This window comes from Fonticella tunisiensis (genome assembly GCF_004364155.1).
GTDB classification, from domain to species: domain Bacteria; phylum Bacillota; class Clostridia; order Clostridiales; family Caloramatoraceae; genus Fonticella; species Fonticella tunisiensis.
In genome coordinates, this window is sequence record NZ_SOAZ01000004.1 from 114,367 (window position 1) to 129,018 (window position 14,652).

Genomic DNA, 14,652 nt, shown 5'->3' on the forward strand with positions numbered 1-14,652 from the left:
AATAAAAACTGTGAAATTTGAGCATCTTACAAATATAAGATGCTCAAAAATTTTTTTGTATCCCATGTATGATATTCCATAATCTGGACAAACTACATAATGGAGGTGTAAAAATGGGAGTAAAAAACATGTTTAAGAAATCATCAAAAATATTTGACAGGGAGGGTTTCTACATTGTTCTGTTTGTCTGTCTCTGCATAGTGGCTGTAGCTGCAGTCTATATTTCAAGGAATAATGCAAACATAAATAAAAAGCTGACATCGGACAACAAAACAAATGTTGAGCAAACCGACAACAAGCCAAACGCTGATTTAGTTGAAGACACTGATAATAAAACAGTTCCGGCTTCAACTAATAGCTCAAACAATAATTCAAAAACAAGCTCAATAACAAACACAGCAAATAAAACGAGTAGTAATTCCTCCAAACAGACAAGTACTGTAAAGTCAAGCTTTAAACTACAGATGCCTGTAGAAGGGGAGATAAGCAGACCATTTAGCAATACCGCTCCTGTGCAGTATCCGGCCATTGGAGGCGCACTGGAAGTTCATGAGGGCATTGATATTAGGGCCGAGATAGGGACAGAGGTTAAGGCTGCTGAAGCTGGAACGATTTCAAGAGTTAGTGCCGATCCAGTGCTGGAAGGAAACGCAGTTACAGCATATGGATTCAGTGTAGAAATAGACCATGGAAATGGAGTTAAGACAGTATACTGCAACCTTGACCCGGATAAAGTACCTGAAGGCATCAAGGCAGGTAAAAAAGTTAAAAAAGGCGATGTAATAGGCTATGTTGGAGACAGCTATTACAAGGAGTTAGCCGAATCCGATGGTCCCCATTTACATTTTGTAGTATTGGAGAAAACAAAGGGTAATAAAACATACGATATAGTCGATCCATCAAAATACTTAATCCTTAAGAAATAATGTGGAACTTGAAGGGGGCTTGCAAACTTTCTCTGGAAGGTTTGTCAAGCACTCTTTTTTTGGAAATCGAATATTATAAAAAACTTTAAATGCACATATCTATTAAAAAGAGATATAAAAAGGAGGTACTTGACTTGAAGGACTATATTGAGGAAAGGGTTCTAGAAGTTGCAAAGTATATAATTGATACGAAGTCCACAATACGAAAAGCTGCAAAAATATTTGGAGTAAGTAAAAGCACAGTACACAAGGATATTACAGAAAGACTTCCTAAAATAAATCCTCAAATTGCAAAGGAAGCCAAGGATATATTGGAGTTAAATAAAGCTGAGAGACATATAAGGGGCGGTAAAGCCACAAAGATGAAATATAGTGCGCAAGAAGCATAAAATACAACTGCTCCCTACAAAAAATATTAATATAAGAAGGAATTTGAAGAATTTTATAGAAGTATATATTAGTTTTGTATAATTTGCGGTAGGGAGTGAAAGTATGAATTTATTTAAGTCTAAAAGCGATATGGGAATAGATTTAGGTACAGCAAGTGTGCTTGTATATGTCAAGGGGAAGGGCATAGTACTCAGGGAGCCTTCAGTTGTAGCAATTGATAAGAGCAATAATAAGGTACTGGCTGTTGGCGAAGAGGCCAGAAGAATGATAGGCCGAACTCCTGGTCACATTGTTGCCATGAGGCCAATGAGGGATGGCGTAATTTCGGATTTCGACACCACCCAGCTAATGCTGAAGCATTTTATTAAAAAGGCCTTTGGCGGCTTTGGAAGGCCAAGGCTTGTAGTGTGTATCCCATGTGAAGCCACAGAAGTTGAGAAAAGGGCAGTAAGGGATGCGGCACTTAATGCAGGAGCAAGAACTGTTTATCTGATAGAGGAGCCTATAGCTGCTGCTATAGGAGCGGGGATTGATATAACAAGACCAAGCGGTTCCATGGTAGTGGATATTGGAGGAGGGACTACTGACGTTGCTGTTATATCTCTCGGGGGAATGGTCGTAAGATCCTCCATTAAGATTGCAGGAGACAAGTTCGATGAAGCAATAATACGATATGTTAGAAAAGAACATAAAATGATGATTGGGGAAAGAACTGCGGAAGACCTAAAGGTTAATATAGGATGTGCCTATAAGAGGGACGAGGATATCTCTATGGAAATTAGAGGAAGAGATCTTGTACTTGGTCTTCCAAGGAATATTGTAGTTACCTCGGAAGAAATTAGAAGCGCCCTTCAGGAAACCATAGAAGCTATTGCCGAGTGTGTGCATTCAGTTCTTGAAAAAACTCCTCCTGAACTTGCCGCAGACATCTGCGATAAGGGAATACTTATGACAGGAGGAGGTTCGCTTCTATGGGGTCTTGATAAGTATTTAGAGGAAAGAATGCAGGTTCCTGTAAGAGTTGCAGAGGATGCAGTTTCCTGCGTGGCTATAGGTACAGGTAAAGCATTGGACTTTTCTGATAGGCTTGAGGAATTAACTGCTTCTAATTATTAAAATCCTTCTATCCGCCGGATAGGGGGATTTTAATTTTATAAACTGGTTACAAAAAAATTATTACCAGGTATAAAAAATAATTGAGCTATAAACTTAATAATTATATAATATAAATAAGACATTCCATGGTGATGTATTAAGCTTTGTGCCAGCGTATCGTAAGTGCTATTTATAACTGTTTTTTACTGCGGAGCATGGTGAAAATATAATTTAACCCGTTGTGTCAAATAAATTCATAGATAGGCGCTGCGATAAAAAATATATTTCATTCACCAGTACGTTTTGCAAAGAAGTTCTAAGGCTTTGGATTTGAAAGAAGGGATTTTAAACAGAAGAAGAGAAATGGAGGCATATTATGGAAAATATAGATATTCAAAATATTTTACCTCACAGATACCCTTTCCTGCTTGTTGACAGGATAACAGAAATTGAAGAGGGAAAAAGGGCTGTAGGAATAAAAAATGTTACAATAAATGAACCATTTTTTCAGGGGCATTTTCCCGGCAACCCTATAATGCCAGGAGTTTTAATTGTAGAGGCTATGGCACAGGTAGGTGCAGTTGCAATACTTTCGATGGAAGAGTACAAGGGAAAGCTTGCAGTTTTTACAGGAATTGATAAACTAAGATTTAGAAAGCAGGTAGTTCCAGGGGATACCCTTATTATGGAGGCAGAGCTTGTTGCAATAAAAAGAGGGATAGGAAAAGCCAAGGTTTCAGCAAGGGTTGGAGACAAAATCGCTGCAGAGGGAGAATTGATGTTTGCAGTGGTTAAATGAAATGGTGAATAGAATATATTTTATCTATATGCAGCAAAAAAGGTGAGCTTAAGTGCTCACCTTTTTTGCTGCATATAGGAGGGCCTCTGACACAACCTCAGCCATTGCCATTATAAAGCTGAGCCTTGTATTTCTTATGGAAAACACGTCCGAATTGTCAATAGTATCCACAACCCCAACTATCGAAATATCTCCAACCTGGGGCAGGACTTTCCCAACACCCTTTCCAGGATGGACTGGTCCAAGTTTAACCTGTATATCGCCTATGCAGTCCTCATATCCAAGGCAGGCATCTATTGCTATTGTAAAATAGTCGGGATACTTCAATTTTACATTTTTAATTACCTTTTCGAGATTAATGGCGTGGGCTGGAAAATCAAGAGTTCCTACTACTGGATATGGAAAGTTATTTTTCGTCAGAAATGTACCAACCAGAGGACCAAGGCAATCTCCAATGCATTTATCAGTTCCTATACATACAATCAAAGTTTTTTCCTGGAAAAAACCCGATATATATTCACCAAGATCCCTTACAGCAGTCTTATCGAGATAGTTTATTCTAATTCCAAGTATGTCTGGATGATTTCGCAAGCACTTCACCCCCTCGTTAATATATACAAAGGAGGGTATGTCTTTTATTACAAAATTTATTTATGAATAATAAGTTATTAAAAATGAAATACTATTTATTAGCCAAATAAATGGCGGTGAATATTTTGTGTGGAGGGGTAGCATGAAAAGGACTTTAAATATATGGCTTGTTGTCATCATAACATTTATAACTTTAGTTGCCATTTTTACATTCAGGAGTGACAACCCTTCATATGAGACTCTATCAATTGATGATGAATCTCAGAAGGAATATGAAAAGCCGGAGGGAACAGGATACATATTCGATGATTTCAACAGAAATTTGAATATACCAATGAATAACGCAGGGACGGGTCAAAATAGATAGGGAGGCGGATGAACAGCCTCCTTATCCTATATTTTATCTATTTCAGCCTTCTTTGAAAGATTAATCTGTCATAAAAACTATTCTTTTATAACTTTTACCGTAGAATCTGTGAAATTCAATCAGGGGGAGGTATAATTTTAAGTATAGTGAAGCATTGCATAGTATGGGGAATGTATGACAAGGAAAATGAACATAAACCCTTAAAATCAACTTTAGTTAAATTGATAAATTACCTTATATTATGTATACTGACTATGTTGCTGCTTGAGGAATGGCATGGGCGCATAGCTCAGCTGGGAGAGCATCTGCCTTACAAGCAGAGGGTCACAGGTTCGAGCCCTGTTGTGCCCACCATATGCCTGTCATCTCAACTGGCAGAGCAACTGACTTGTAACGGGCAGTTTGCAGGTTCAAGTTATATATTTGGATAGATCAATATGGAGGAGTTCCCGAGTGGCCAAAGGGGGCGGACTGTAAATCCGTTGGCGCAGCCTTCGATGGTTCGAATCCATCCTCCTCCACCATATTCTAAAAGCTCTGCTTATAAAGCAGGCTTTGAACGATAAAAAATAAATTGTTATAATAGTTGTTGACAGAGTTAATTAAATGATGTATACTGACTATGTTGCTGCTTGAGGAATGGCATGGGCGCATAGCTCAGCTGGGAGAGCATCTGCCTTACAAGCAGAGGGTCACAGGTTCGAGCCCTGTTGTGCCCACCACATGCCGGCTTAGCTCAATTGGCAGAGCAACTGACTTGTAATCAGTAGGTTGTAGGTTCAAGTCCTATAGCCGGCTCCAGTTTAATACGGAGGAGTTCCCGAGTGGCCAAAGGGGGCGGACTGTAAATCCGTTGGCGCAGCCTTCGATGGTTCGAATCCATCCTCCTCCACCAAAAAAGACGCTTATCAAAGCGTCTTTTTTATTATTGCTTTTTAAACTATACCATATTGGAATCTTTAAAAATGGCTTGGCATGCAGCTTATGGGGCTTACTTTATTTGGCCTTATAACTGTGGGATTGATATTTAACTGGCTGCAGATCAGATAATTTTATAGACTCATTTTAATACATATATTTGCAGATAGCGCTATAATACTAATTGGCCTGGGGATGTTCGAGATGATATAATAAGTAAAGTGGTGAATTTTGTTTCATGTAGAGCTACTCAGAAAAGTTCATTTGAATAAAAGTAGAAAGCATGTACGGACCGGCGCTGCGATAAAAAATATATTTCATTCACCAGTACGCTTGGCAAAGAAGTTCTATGGCTCGGGATTTGAAAAATCAAGAACTTTCGTTAAACTCGCTTCTCTTAAGTCACGAAAGTTCTAGGATTTTTCTGCATACCATCGCCAAGAACTTCTAATTGCCCGCTTTATGTGAATTTCATATATTTTTTATCTCCGCTTAGGTACTGAAAACGTTTTTTATAATCTTGTGGTGAAATTTATTTCATGTATAGCTAGTTCTGAAACTGAGCGAGAGCGAGTTCATGAACTTCCTTATCCGATGCGAATTAATCTACTATATCCGTGGTCTTAATATGAAAGGATGGTATCATGCCTGTAAGAAAAAAAAATGAACTGTCTAAGGATTGTTTAAAACAGTATAAATATCTAAGCCTTGTGGGAGCAGCAGGTGCAGCCCTTATAGCTTTATTTGTGTTATTCTATCCTCCAATGCCAGGTGTAGCAGACCAGGGAGACTTTTATAGGGTAATGGCTGTAACGGGACTTGGGAAAGTCACTACCCCTGATTGGTACAAATATGTTACAACGGAATATAAAATACTTCCAATGAACTATACCAGGTTGTTTGGCGTCATTCCAACAACTAGCATGATCTATCCTATTTTCCTTGCACGCCAGGCTGCCATAATCATAGGAAGTGAATATTTTAGCACTAAAATTTTGGCCCTTGTATATACTGTAATGTATATATCAAGCCTTTACATGTGCTTTAAATGGTTGCGGTTTAAAAGGGTGGCTACAGGCATTTTCTTTGTAGCTTTATCCTTGTTTATATTGATGGATGGAAACTATCTGGTATGGTTTAACAGCCTGTACGGGGAGCCTATGATGTTTACAGGGCTGATTATATTTATTTCCTGTTTCCTATATGTGTCCAAGCATATGGAAGAAATAAATGTAAAGAAGATTCTACTTCTTTTTATGGCTGCCCTTTTATTTTTAGGATCTAAGCCCCAGGTATTTCCTGCTCTACCCTTTATGCTTTTGATTATATTCCGCATAGTTTCTCTTCAAAGAGATTTTGTGACCTCTATCGAAATAAAATCGATATTCCTCGCAGCAAGCCTAATGCTGATTTTCTATGTGGGTGGAATATATCTTCAGACAAGCTTTACTACCGGAATTGATACTGAATACAATTCTGTATTTTATGGAGTATTAAAGGGTTCAGAGGACCCCAGGGCTGATCTTAGAAAGTTGGGGCTTCCTGAGGACATGGCTTTGGAAGCAGGGAAACACTCCTATCTTCCAAAGAATCAATATGTAAAATATGTTCCCAGATCAGAACTAACATTAAGAGAGTTCAATGACAGAATAAGCAACTTTAAGCTTTTGAAGTTTTATCTGTCCCAGCCAGCGAGGCTTATAAAGGGCATGGAATATACAGCTTCAAAGGCCTTTGACACTGGAACCTCCCTTGGAAAGTTCGAGAAGGGTGAAGTTAAGGAATATACACCTCATCTTAGTCGGTTCACATTGTGGTCGAACTTTAGAAGCACCATAATGCCCAGAAGCCTAGCTTTTATTGTGGCTTTTTATGCTCTGGTGATTTTAACATCAATTATAGAATATATAAGAAGAAAGGACGATATGGAAAGCCGCCTTCAAATAGAACTTCTATGGCTTATTATAATCATAGGGCTTTTACAGTTTCCAATGCCATATATAGGAAATGGGGAAGCCGATACAGCAAAGCAGCTTTTCCTTTTCAATTATACCTTCGATATAGTTTTTATAGTGGTATGTACATGGATTTTTAATAGGGCGTATGGCATGTTGAGAAGATAGGGAAGTATGGGTGTGAACTATAAAAAAGAGAATTCGTATTTACATAAAATTTTTATGCAAATGGGGGCAAAAATGGATTTAAAAAGAGTAAAGGAATGGGCAAGGGGTTTAAAAAAAAATATAAATTTATTATATATTGCATATAAACATAAGAAAACACCATGGTATGCAAAGGCACTGACATTTATAGTGGTAGCCTATGCCCTTAGCCCTCTGGATTTAATACCGGACTTTATACCTGTTTTAGGATATTTAGATGATCTTTTCCTAATTCCCCTTGGTATTACCGTAAGCATGAAGCTCATACCGGAAGAAGTAATTGAAGAATGCCGGGAAATGGCTGAAAGGGGAGAAGGGTTTTCTGATATTAAGTCCAGGGGAGTATATGGGGTGGTCTTAATCGGCGCTGTTTGGGCTTTAATTATATACTTAATTTTAAAAAGGATATTTTAAATCAATGCGTTGTGTTAGTTTTATTTTCGGCAGTATCTAAGGGTCGATAAAAAATATATGAAATTCACATTTTTCAAATCCCGAGCCATAGAACTTCTTTGCTAAGCATACTGGTGAATGAAATATATTTTTTATCGCAGCGCCTACCTGTATATATTTTCTGCTTTTATCCCAATGGACTTTTCAGAGTAGAGTAGCACAACAAATTAAATTAAAATTCATATGAATAAATCATGGGATTTTGGATAATAATGTAATTAAATGAGTTAATAAAACAAATATTGACAAATGCATGCGGGTGTGTTATGATTGCAAGGTAAAATTGAAAAATATAATTGAAAAGGTTATGCCTTATCAAGAGAGGTGGAGGGACTGGCCCGATGAAGCCCGGCAACCGATGGCTGTGCCATAAAGGTGCCAATTCCTGCGGAATGGTTACATTCTGGTAGATGAGGTTCTGAAAAGTTACCTCTTCTCGCGAGAAGAGGTTTTATTTTGTTACAATCGATGGTATTTAGAAAAGGAGGTATATTAATGGCAAGAAGGCTTTTTACTTCAGAGTCAGTTACAGAAGGACATCCAGATAAGATATGCGATCAGATTTCCGACTCAATACTTGACGCTATACTCGAAAAAGACCCAAATGCAAGAGTTGCCTGTGAAACAGCAGTTACAACTGGAATGGTTTTAGTTATGGGAGAAATATCAACAAACTGCTACATAGACATACCAAGCGTTGTTAGAAAAACCGTTGAAGAAATCGGATATACAAGGGCAAAGTATGGCTTTGATGCTGACACATGTGCTGTTATTACATCAATACATGAGCAGTCAGCCGACATCGCTATGGGAGTTGACAAGGCTCTTGAAGCTAAAAAGGGTGAAATGGAAGCAATAGAAGCAATTGGTGCAGGAGACCAGGGAATGATGTTTGGTTTTGCAACAAACGAAACTGAAGAATTCATGCCTCTTCCTATTGCCATGGCCCACAGGCTTGCAAGAAGGCTGGCAGAAGTTAGAAAGAACGGTACCCTTGAATACTTAAGGCCTGACGGAAAGACTCAGGTTACTGTAGAATATGAGGACGACAAGCCCGTTAGAATAGATACAATAGTCATATCAACCCAGCACAGCCCTGAGGTTACAAGGGAACAAATCGAAAGGGATATGATTGAGCATGTTATAAGAAAGGTTGTTCCACATAACCTTCTTGATGAAAACACAAAATATTTCATTAACCCAACTGGAAGGTTTGTAATCGGCGGACCCCACGGCGACTCTGGATTAACAGGAAGAAAGATAATAGTTGATACCTACGGCGGATATGGAAGACACGGTGGCGGTGCCTTCTCAGGAAAGGACCCAACAAAGGTTGACCGCTCAGCTGCATATGCTGCAAGGTGGGTTGCCAAGAACCTTGTTGCTGCAGGCGTTGCTGATAAGCTTGAAATAGAAGTTGCATACGCTATAGGTGTTGCAAGGCCCGTATCAATAGAAGTTGATACCTTTGGAACGGGAAAAATATCAGAGGATAAGATAATCGAAATAATAAATAAAGTATTTGACCTTAGACCAGCAGCCATAATAAAGCAGCTCAACCTTAGAAGGCCAATATACAGGCAAACGGCAGCATACGGTCATTTTGGAAGAACAGATGTTGACCTTCCATGGGAAAAGCTTGATAAGGTTGATGAAATAAAGAAGCTTATAGCTGATATGTAAAAAATGCCCCATATTGGGGCTTTTTTTATCGCAGCGCCTATCTGTAAACTTACCCAGCACAACTAATTAAATTAAATACCAAATTTGATTATAATCACATCTTAATTTTATTCTATATTTTATAATGAAATTGTAGGTAAATTAACTTGTTGTGCTAGTTCAGGAATTGGGCGGAGATAAAAAATATATGAAATTCACATTTTTCAAATTCCGAGCCTTAGAACTTCTTTGCTAAGCGTACTGGTGAATGAAATATATTTTTTATCGCAGCGTCGGTCTGTAAATTTATCTGGCACAACGAGTTAAATTAATATAATATCTAGCAATTTCACCCCCATCCTATTAATATTATTGCTTTCCGCAAGGCCGGCACCCCTTAATTTTCAGGAGTTGGGGTGCTGGAGGTGGAAAGTAAATAAGTGAATATGGAAAAATCATTAATATGAAGCAGATGGAAAACGATAAGTTTTATTTTGATGAACAGGAGAAAAGTACAACGTCTGTATAGTTATTAGGGCAGTCTGTAAAAAGGCTGCCTTAAATTTTTTGTTTTTTTATATATAAATTTTCCACCTTCCCTCAACTTATATAGGTGAAAGGGGGTGAACAGGATGGCAGTAAGCGCTATGGGACTTACTTCAGCACTGGTTATAAAGGTTAAGACCGGTACTGATGCCCTGGGAAATGATACCTTTAGAAGTATAAGCATTAAAAAGGTTAAATCTCAGGCAGCTGATCAGGACGTGTTTGACGTGGCACAGGCCATTGCAGGGGTTTTAAGCCCGGCGGTTGAAAGCATTATGAGGCAGGACACTGAAGAACTCATAAACGCTTAAACCAGTTTATAAATAGGTGAAGGGAGGTGATGGGAATGGCAAAGACGCTCCAATTGGTTTTCCAGAATCAGGCTGGTAAAAACGTTACCATAAACATTCCGGAGGTCAGGGATGGTTTGACCTCTGAAGAAATAAAAAACCTTATGCAGCTTATAATAACCAAAAACATATTCGAAAGCACCGGGGGAGATCTGGTAGCGCTGATGGAGGCAAACATCATATCAAGGGATGTTCAGGAGGTCGCAGTAAGATAATGGATGTGAGGGCAGGGATTCTGCCCTCTTTCATTTATTATTCCTATCATTGTTTTATGTATTATAGAAAATAGCGACATTCTGCATGTTTATTTTATGAAAAAAATATTATGTAAAATCGAATCAAATTGTCGAATTTTGCGCAAAATAAAGAAGAAAGAAGATAATTCGTTCCTGTATAACTTTATTGCTATTAATAAATAAAATTAAGGCTCTGTTTTCTTTTGATTTTACTTAATAGCAAGGTATAATTAAATCCGTTAAACAATTGGAAACACAGAAATAGAAAGGGTAGATCTATGATTAAAAAACTTTTCGACATACTAATTGGCAAACCATTACCTAATGAACAAACATCCAGTGAAAAGTATAATATTCCTTTTGGACTGGCTGTTATGGCAAGCGATGCAATTTCTTCAGTAGCTTATGCTGCGGAAGAAATTCTTATTGTTCTCATAGGAACAATAGGGTTAATGTCATACACATGGCTTGGATGGATATCCTTGGCTATTATAGGCTTGTTATTTATACTTACCATATCCTATATACAGATTATAAAAGCCTATCCTCATGGCGGGGGAGCATATATAGTTGCAAAGGAAAACATTGGGATAAGATCGGGTTTAATTGCTGCAGCTTCCCTGTTGATTGATTATATACTCACTGTGGCTGTTAGCGCCAGTGCAGGAGTTGCGGCAATAATATCTGCATTTCCTAATTTAAGCCAATATAAAGTAGAACTAGTTGTAGGGCTAATTATTATACTAACTATTTTAAATTTGAGAGGTATAAGTGAATCATCAAGGATTTTTAGTGTACCAACTTATTTATTCATAATCAGTATGATTATTATGATAATTTATGGAATGATAAAATATACAATTTACGGAGCTCCAGCCCCAATGATAAATGAACAGATTAAGGCAACTGGAGAGTTAAGTTTGTTTTTAATTCTCAGGGCATTTTCGTCAGGATGTTCAGCCCTGACAGGGTTAGAGGCAGTAAGTAACTCCGTTCCTAATTTCAAAGAACCAAGCCAAAAAAATGCTAAAATCGTTATGATACTGTTATCTTCCTTGATCCTTTTTATCTTTGGTGGAACTTCCTTACTTGCAAGGTTCTACCATGCAATTCCAGTGGGCTATCCTACCGTCGTTGCTCAAATAGCTTATGGGGTTTTTGGTAGGACTTTTATGTTCTATGTAGTTCAATTTACTACTGCCATCATATTAATTATGGCTTGCAATACAGCTTTTACAGGTTTTCCAATGTTAATGTATGTAATTGCTCGAGATGGTTTTGCTCCAAGACAATTTACCATAAAGGGAAAGAGATTAAGCCTATCAGTAGGGATAGTGGTTCTGGCTTTAGTTGCTTGTCTGCTAGTTGTGATATTTAATGCTACAACCCATAGGTTAATTCCATTATATTCAGTAGGTGTTTTTCTATCCTTTACCCTGGCTCAAATAGGAATGGTTATTAATTGGAGAAAAAGCAGGGAAAAGGGATGGAAAAAGCGTGTTACTATAAATGGAATAGGTGCAGGCATTACAATATTAACAACTTTAATTATTGTATTTGAGAAGTTTTCTGAAGGTGCCTGGATAGTAACGGTGCTTATACCAGTAATTGTACTTTCCATGATATCGATTAAAAAACATTATGATGTTGTAGCTGATATGTTAAGAATTAGTAAGGAAGATTTAGCTAAAATAAACCTGAATAGTAAGGTTAACCACATAATGATAGTTCCCATTGCCAGTTTAAATAAAGCTGCAATAAACGCTCTGCAATATGCTAGAAGCATTACTGACAATGTGATAGCTATTAATATTTCAACGGACCTGCAGGCTTTAGACAAATTAAAGTCTAGATGGTCAGAATTAAATACTGATATAGCCCTTGTTGCTAAATATTCTCCATATAGAGCTATATTGACACCGCTGTTAAAATATATAAATGATATAGCAAATGCAGCAGGGGAAGGCAACAGGATAACGGTTGTTTTACCGGAATTTATAACTCATAAGTGGTGGGGGCAGCTACTGCACAATCATACTAGCTTTTTTATTAGGGAAACCCTGTTAAGAAATGAAAATGTTGTAGTTTCAACCTATCCATACCATTTAAAAGACGATGAAATATAAACAGCATAAACAACAAAAGCGCCAATTCCTTAGGAGGGATTGGCGCTTTTTCATAAATTTATTGTAAAATACGGAATACAGTCATATAATTGAGGAAAGCAGCGCTGTTTTTATAATATTTATGCACAAAATGGGCTGCGCAGCAATAGTAACACAGGATGAGCCTCCGTGTCCATCCGTTAGCCTTTGGTGGGGGAAGTGCTGATATTCAAGGCAAATTTAGATTTAATTATAAGGAACATTGGGGGGAATAAAAAAATGAAAACATGTGTTTATTTTGTACGACATGCTGAGCCAGACTTTTCAATAAAGGATGACTTGATTCGTCCCCTGTCGGAAAAAGGGATTGCGGATTCTAAGAGAGTTACACGGGCGTTAATGGATAAAAACATTACAGCGATATACTCCAGTCCCTTTAAGAGGGCTATAGATACTATAAAGGATTTTGCCTGCAATGCTGGATTGGAAATTATAACTGTAAACGATTTTCGTGAGCGCCGAGTAGGGGAGTGGGTAGAGGATTTTAAAGCCTTCTCTAAAAAACAGTGGGATGATTTTGATTTTAAACTTTCTGGAGGAGAATCCCTGAGGGAAGTTCAGAAGCGAAATATCTCCGCACTTTTTGATGTAATAAGGAATAATCAAGGGAAAAGTGTGGCCATTGGAACACATGGGACTGCATTAAGTGCAATCATAAACTATTTCAACCCTGATTTTGGATATGACGATTTCTGGAGTATTGTTGATAAAATGCCATATATACTATGCTTTAAATTCAATGATATTGAGCTTGAATCCATAGAAGAAATTGAAATTAAATGATAAATTGGGTACCTGCAGCTTGCTTTAAGATAATCTGCAGGTATTTTGCTTTTTTGAGACAATCACATATCTTCCACATCGTTAATATTATATTAATATTTAATGGTTTAACCTTCTTTCGGAGGGTATCATGTTCTGGGGGGAAGATATGTGACAACCTTAATTCTCTATGGTTCAGCAATTTTGCTGCTTATAATATCACATATAAAGGATAAGGGTAAAACACGACAAGCACTTAAAGGGGCATGGAAATTCCTGGAGAACATGATGCCCCAGTTCCTTGGAATAATCCTTGTAGTTGGCCTGATGCTGGCTGTTCTAAAGCCTGAGGTTATATCCAATATAATAGGAAGTAAATCAGGCATCTTTGGGGTTTTCGTTTCAGCGGCAGTAGGTTCCATAACCCTGATGCCAACCTTTGTGGCTTTTCAAACGGCGGATATGCTTTTAAAAAATGGTGCAGGCTATGCACAGGTGGCTGCCTTGATATCAACTCTGACTCTTGTTGGATTAGCTACTTTTCCGCTGGAGGCCAAATATATAGGAAAAAGAGCAGCCTTTTATAGAAATTTCATAGCTTTTCTTTTTTCCTTCATTGTAGCCTTTGTCGTTGAGAAGGTGATGGGTATATTATGATTAAAAAAATTGCAAAGAGATATTCCTTTTTTATATGGATGCTAATTATCACTTTAATAATTACTGCTTTCAACAGAGAAATAGGCCTTAAAAGCTTTAGCATTGCAGGCTCAAGCTTTAAACAGATGATATCTGTTGTTCCCCCAGTTATGGTGCTTCTTGGGCTTATGGATATTTGGGTGCCGAGGGAGACGATGATGAAGTACATGGGAGAGGATTCCGGAATTTTAGGAATTGCCATTGCGATGTTAATAGGTTCCCTTGCCGCAGGGCCAATGTATGCTGCCTTTCCCTTTACAGAGGTGCTTTTAAGGAAGGGTGTTAAGTTCAGCAACATAATAATATTCATGGGCGCATGGTGCGTAACCAAGATACCCACCTTTATATTTGAGCTTACGGCACTTGGGTTTCAATTTACATTTACAAGGCTTCTTGTAGATTTGCCGGGGATAATAATAATGGGATATCTTGTTGAATGGGTGGTAGGTGAAAAAGAGCTGGAGGATATTTGTCTGAAGGCAGAAAAAAGGGCTAATGCATAGTGAATTAAAATAAATAATGAATCGCCCATGT

General features: G+C 37.8%; 15 protein-coding genes, 5 tRNA genes and 1 riboswitch. Of the genes, 19 read left to right on the forward strand and 1 reads right to left on the reverse strand.

Annotation, left to right across the window (positions count from 1 at the left end; translation table 11 throughout):
• Positions 1–113: 113 nt before the first annotated feature.
• From EDD71_RS03710 to fabZ, 4 genes are all read left to right on the forward strand, one after another.
• Positions 114–926 carry a M23 family metallopeptidase gene (locus EDD71_RS03710; RefSeq protein ID WP_166636328.1) on the forward strand — a complete coding sequence of 271 codons (813 nt, stop codon included), beginning with the start codon at positions 114–116 and terminating at the stop codon, positions 924–926.
• Positions 927–1,060: 134 nt separating this feature from the next.
• Positions 1,061–1,315, forward strand: coding sequence for a sporulation transcriptional regulator SpoIIID (gene spoIIID, locus EDD71_RS03715; protein WP_133627399.1), 255 nt, complete (start codon positions 1,061–1,063; stop codon positions 1,313–1,315).
• A gap of 103 nt (positions 1,316–1,418) precedes the next feature.
• Complete coding sequence (gene mreB / locus EDD71_RS03720) at positions 1,419–2,432, forward strand: rod shape-determining protein (protein ID WP_133627400.1); 1,014 nt, start codon at positions 1,419–1,421, stop codon at positions 2,430–2,432.
• Between the two features lie 352 nt (positions 2,433–2,784).
• Positions 2,785–3,210, forward strand: coding sequence for a 3-hydroxyacyl-ACP dehydratase FabZ (gene fabZ / locus EDD71_RS03725; RefSeq protein ID WP_207669276.1), 426 nt, complete (start codon positions 2,785–2,787; stop codon positions 3,208–3,210).
• Between the two features lie 48 nt (positions 3,211–3,258).
• Here fabZ and yyaC read toward each other — a convergent pair whose 3' ends face one another.
• The gene (gene yyaC / locus EDD71_RS03730) at positions 3,259–3,801 is read right to left on the reverse strand and encodes a spore protease YyaC (protein ID WP_243116391.1); all 543 of its coding nucleotides are present in this window, start codon (positions 3,799–3,801) and stop codon (positions 3,259–3,261) included.
• Between the two features lie 142 nt (positions 3,802–3,943).
• Between yyaC and EDD71_RS03735 the strand changes: the two genes are divergently transcribed.
• The 15 genes from EDD71_RS03735 to EDD71_RS03805 all read left to right on the forward strand — a co-directional run bounded on the left by EDD71_RS03735 (position 3,944) and on the right by EDD71_RS03805 (position 14,621).
• Positions 3,944–4,168 (forward strand): hypothetical protein, encoded by a 225-nt coding sequence (locus EDD71_RS03735; protein ID WP_133627402.1) that lies wholly within the window; start codon positions 3,944–3,946, stop codon positions 4,166–4,168.
• A gap of 278 nt (positions 4,169–4,446) precedes the next feature.
• Positions 4,447–4,522: transfer RNA gene (locus EDD71_RS03740), tRNA-Val, on the forward strand.
• 85 nt (positions 4,523–4,607) lie between these two features.
• Positions 4,608–4,692, forward strand: a tRNA-Tyr gene (locus EDD71_RS03745).
• Between the two features lie 122 nt (positions 4,693–4,814).
• A tRNA-Val gene (locus tag EDD71_RS03750) sits at positions 4,815–4,890 on the forward strand.
• Positions 4,891–4,893: 3 nt separating this feature from the next.
• Positions 4,894–4,969, forward strand: a tRNA-Thr gene (locus EDD71_RS03755).
• 9 nt (positions 4,970–4,978) lie between these two features.
• Positions 4,979–5,063 (forward strand) — tRNA-Tyr (locus tag EDD71_RS03760).
• Between the two features lie 667 nt (positions 5,064–5,730).
• Complete coding sequence (gene wsfD, locus EDD71_RS03765) at positions 5,731–7,209, forward strand: glycan biosynthesis hexose transferase WsfD (protein ID WP_133627403.1); 1,479 nt, start codon at positions 5,731–5,733, stop codon at positions 7,207–7,209.
• A 72-nt stretch (positions 7,210–7,281) separates the two neighbouring features.
• Positions 7,282–7,662 carry a YkvA family protein gene (locus EDD71_RS03770; RefSeq protein WP_133627404.1) on the forward strand — a complete coding sequence of 127 codons (381 nt, stop codon included), beginning with the start codon at positions 7,282–7,284 and terminating at the stop codon, positions 7,660–7,662.
• A 348-nt stretch (positions 7,663–8,010) separates the two neighbouring features.
• Positions 8,011–8,118: riboswitch (SAM riboswitch) on the forward strand.
• A 78-nt stretch (positions 8,119–8,196) separates the two neighbouring features.
• Positions 8,197–9,384 carry a methionine adenosyltransferase gene (metK, locus tag EDD71_RS03775; RefSeq protein ID WP_133627405.1) on the forward strand — a complete coding sequence of 396 codons (1,188 nt, stop codon included), beginning with the start codon at positions 8,197–8,199 and terminating at the stop codon, positions 9,382–9,384.
• 611 nt (positions 9,385–9,995) lie between these two features.
• Entirely contained in the window at positions 9,996–10,220 is a 225-nt protein-coding gene (locus tag EDD71_RS03780; RefSeq protein ID WP_133627406.1) for a DUF1659 domain-containing protein, read from the forward strand.
• Between the two features lie 35 nt (positions 10,221–10,255).
• Positions 10,256–10,474, forward strand: a complete 219-nt coding sequence (locus EDD71_RS03785; RefSeq protein ID WP_133627407.1) for a DUF2922 domain-containing protein — start codon at positions 10,256–10,258, stop codon at positions 10,472–10,474.
• A 299-nt stretch (positions 10,475–10,773) separates the two neighbouring features.
• A complete protein-coding gene (locus EDD71_RS03790) occupies positions 10,774–12,621 on the forward strand; it encodes an APC family permease (RefSeq protein ID WP_133627408.1) in 1,848 nt (615 codons plus the stop codon).
• A 258-nt stretch (positions 12,622–12,879) separates the two neighbouring features.
• Positions 12,880–13,443: a histidine phosphatase family protein gene (locus EDD71_RS03795; protein WP_133627409.1), complete on the forward strand. Its 564-nt coding sequence runs from the start codon at positions 12,880–12,882 to the stop codon at positions 13,441–13,443.
• A gap of 150 nt (positions 13,444–13,593) precedes the next feature.
• Positions 13,594–14,079 (forward strand): permease, encoded by a 486-nt coding sequence (locus tag EDD71_RS03800; protein ID WP_133627410.1) that lies wholly within the window; start codon positions 13,594–13,596, stop codon positions 14,077–14,079.
• Positions 14,076–14,621, forward strand: coding sequence for a permease (locus EDD71_RS03805; protein ID WP_133627411.1), 546 nt, complete (start codon positions 14,076–14,078; stop codon positions 14,619–14,621). Before EDD71_RS03800 ends, EDD71_RS03805 begins: the two co-directional genes overlap by 4 nt.
• Positions 14,622–14,652 lie beyond the last annotated feature (31 nt).

Bases quoted from the DNA above. Each gene is read 5' to 3' on its own strand.
- EDD71_RS03710 (WP_166636328.1), top strand. From the start codon at position 114: ATGGGAGTAAAAAACATGTTTAAGAAATCATCAAAAATATTTGACAGG.
- mreB (WP_133627400.1), top strand. From the start codon at position 1,419: ATGAATTTATTTAAGTCTAAAAGCGATATGGGAATAGATTTAGGTACA.
- EDD71_RS03735 (WP_133627402.1), top strand. From the start codon at position 3,944: ATGAAAAGGACTTTAAATATATGGCTTGTTGTCATCATAACATTTATA.
- wsfD (WP_133627403.1), top strand. From the start codon at position 5,731: ATGCCTGTAAGAAAAAAAAATGAACTGTCTAAGGATTGTTTAAAACAG.
- EDD71_RS03770 (WP_133627404.1), top strand. From the start codon at position 7,282: ATGGATTTAAAAAGAGTAAAGGAATGGGCAAGGGGTTTAAAAAAAAAT.
- metK (WP_133627405.1), top strand. From the start codon at position 8,197: ATGGCAAGAAGGCTTTTTACTTCAGAGTCAGTTACAGAAGGACATCCA.
- EDD71_RS03780 (WP_133627406.1), top strand. From the start codon at position 9,996: ATGGCAGTAAGCGCTATGGGACTTACTTCAGCACTGGTTATAAAGGTT.
- EDD71_RS03785 (WP_133627407.1), top strand. From the start codon at position 10,256: ATGGCAAAGACGCTCCAATTGGTTTTCCAGAATCAGGCTGGTAAAAAC.
- EDD71_RS03790 (WP_133627408.1), top strand. From the start codon at position 10,774: ATGATTAAAAAACTTTTCGACATACTAATTGGCAAACCATTACCTAAT.
- EDD71_RS03795 (WP_133627409.1), top strand. From the start codon at position 12,880: ATGAAAACATGTGTTTATTTTGTACGACATGCTGAGCCAGACTTTTCA.
- EDD71_RS03805 (WP_133627411.1), top strand. From the start codon at position 14,076: ATGATTAAAAAAATTGCAAAGAGATATTCCTTTTTTATATGGATGCTA.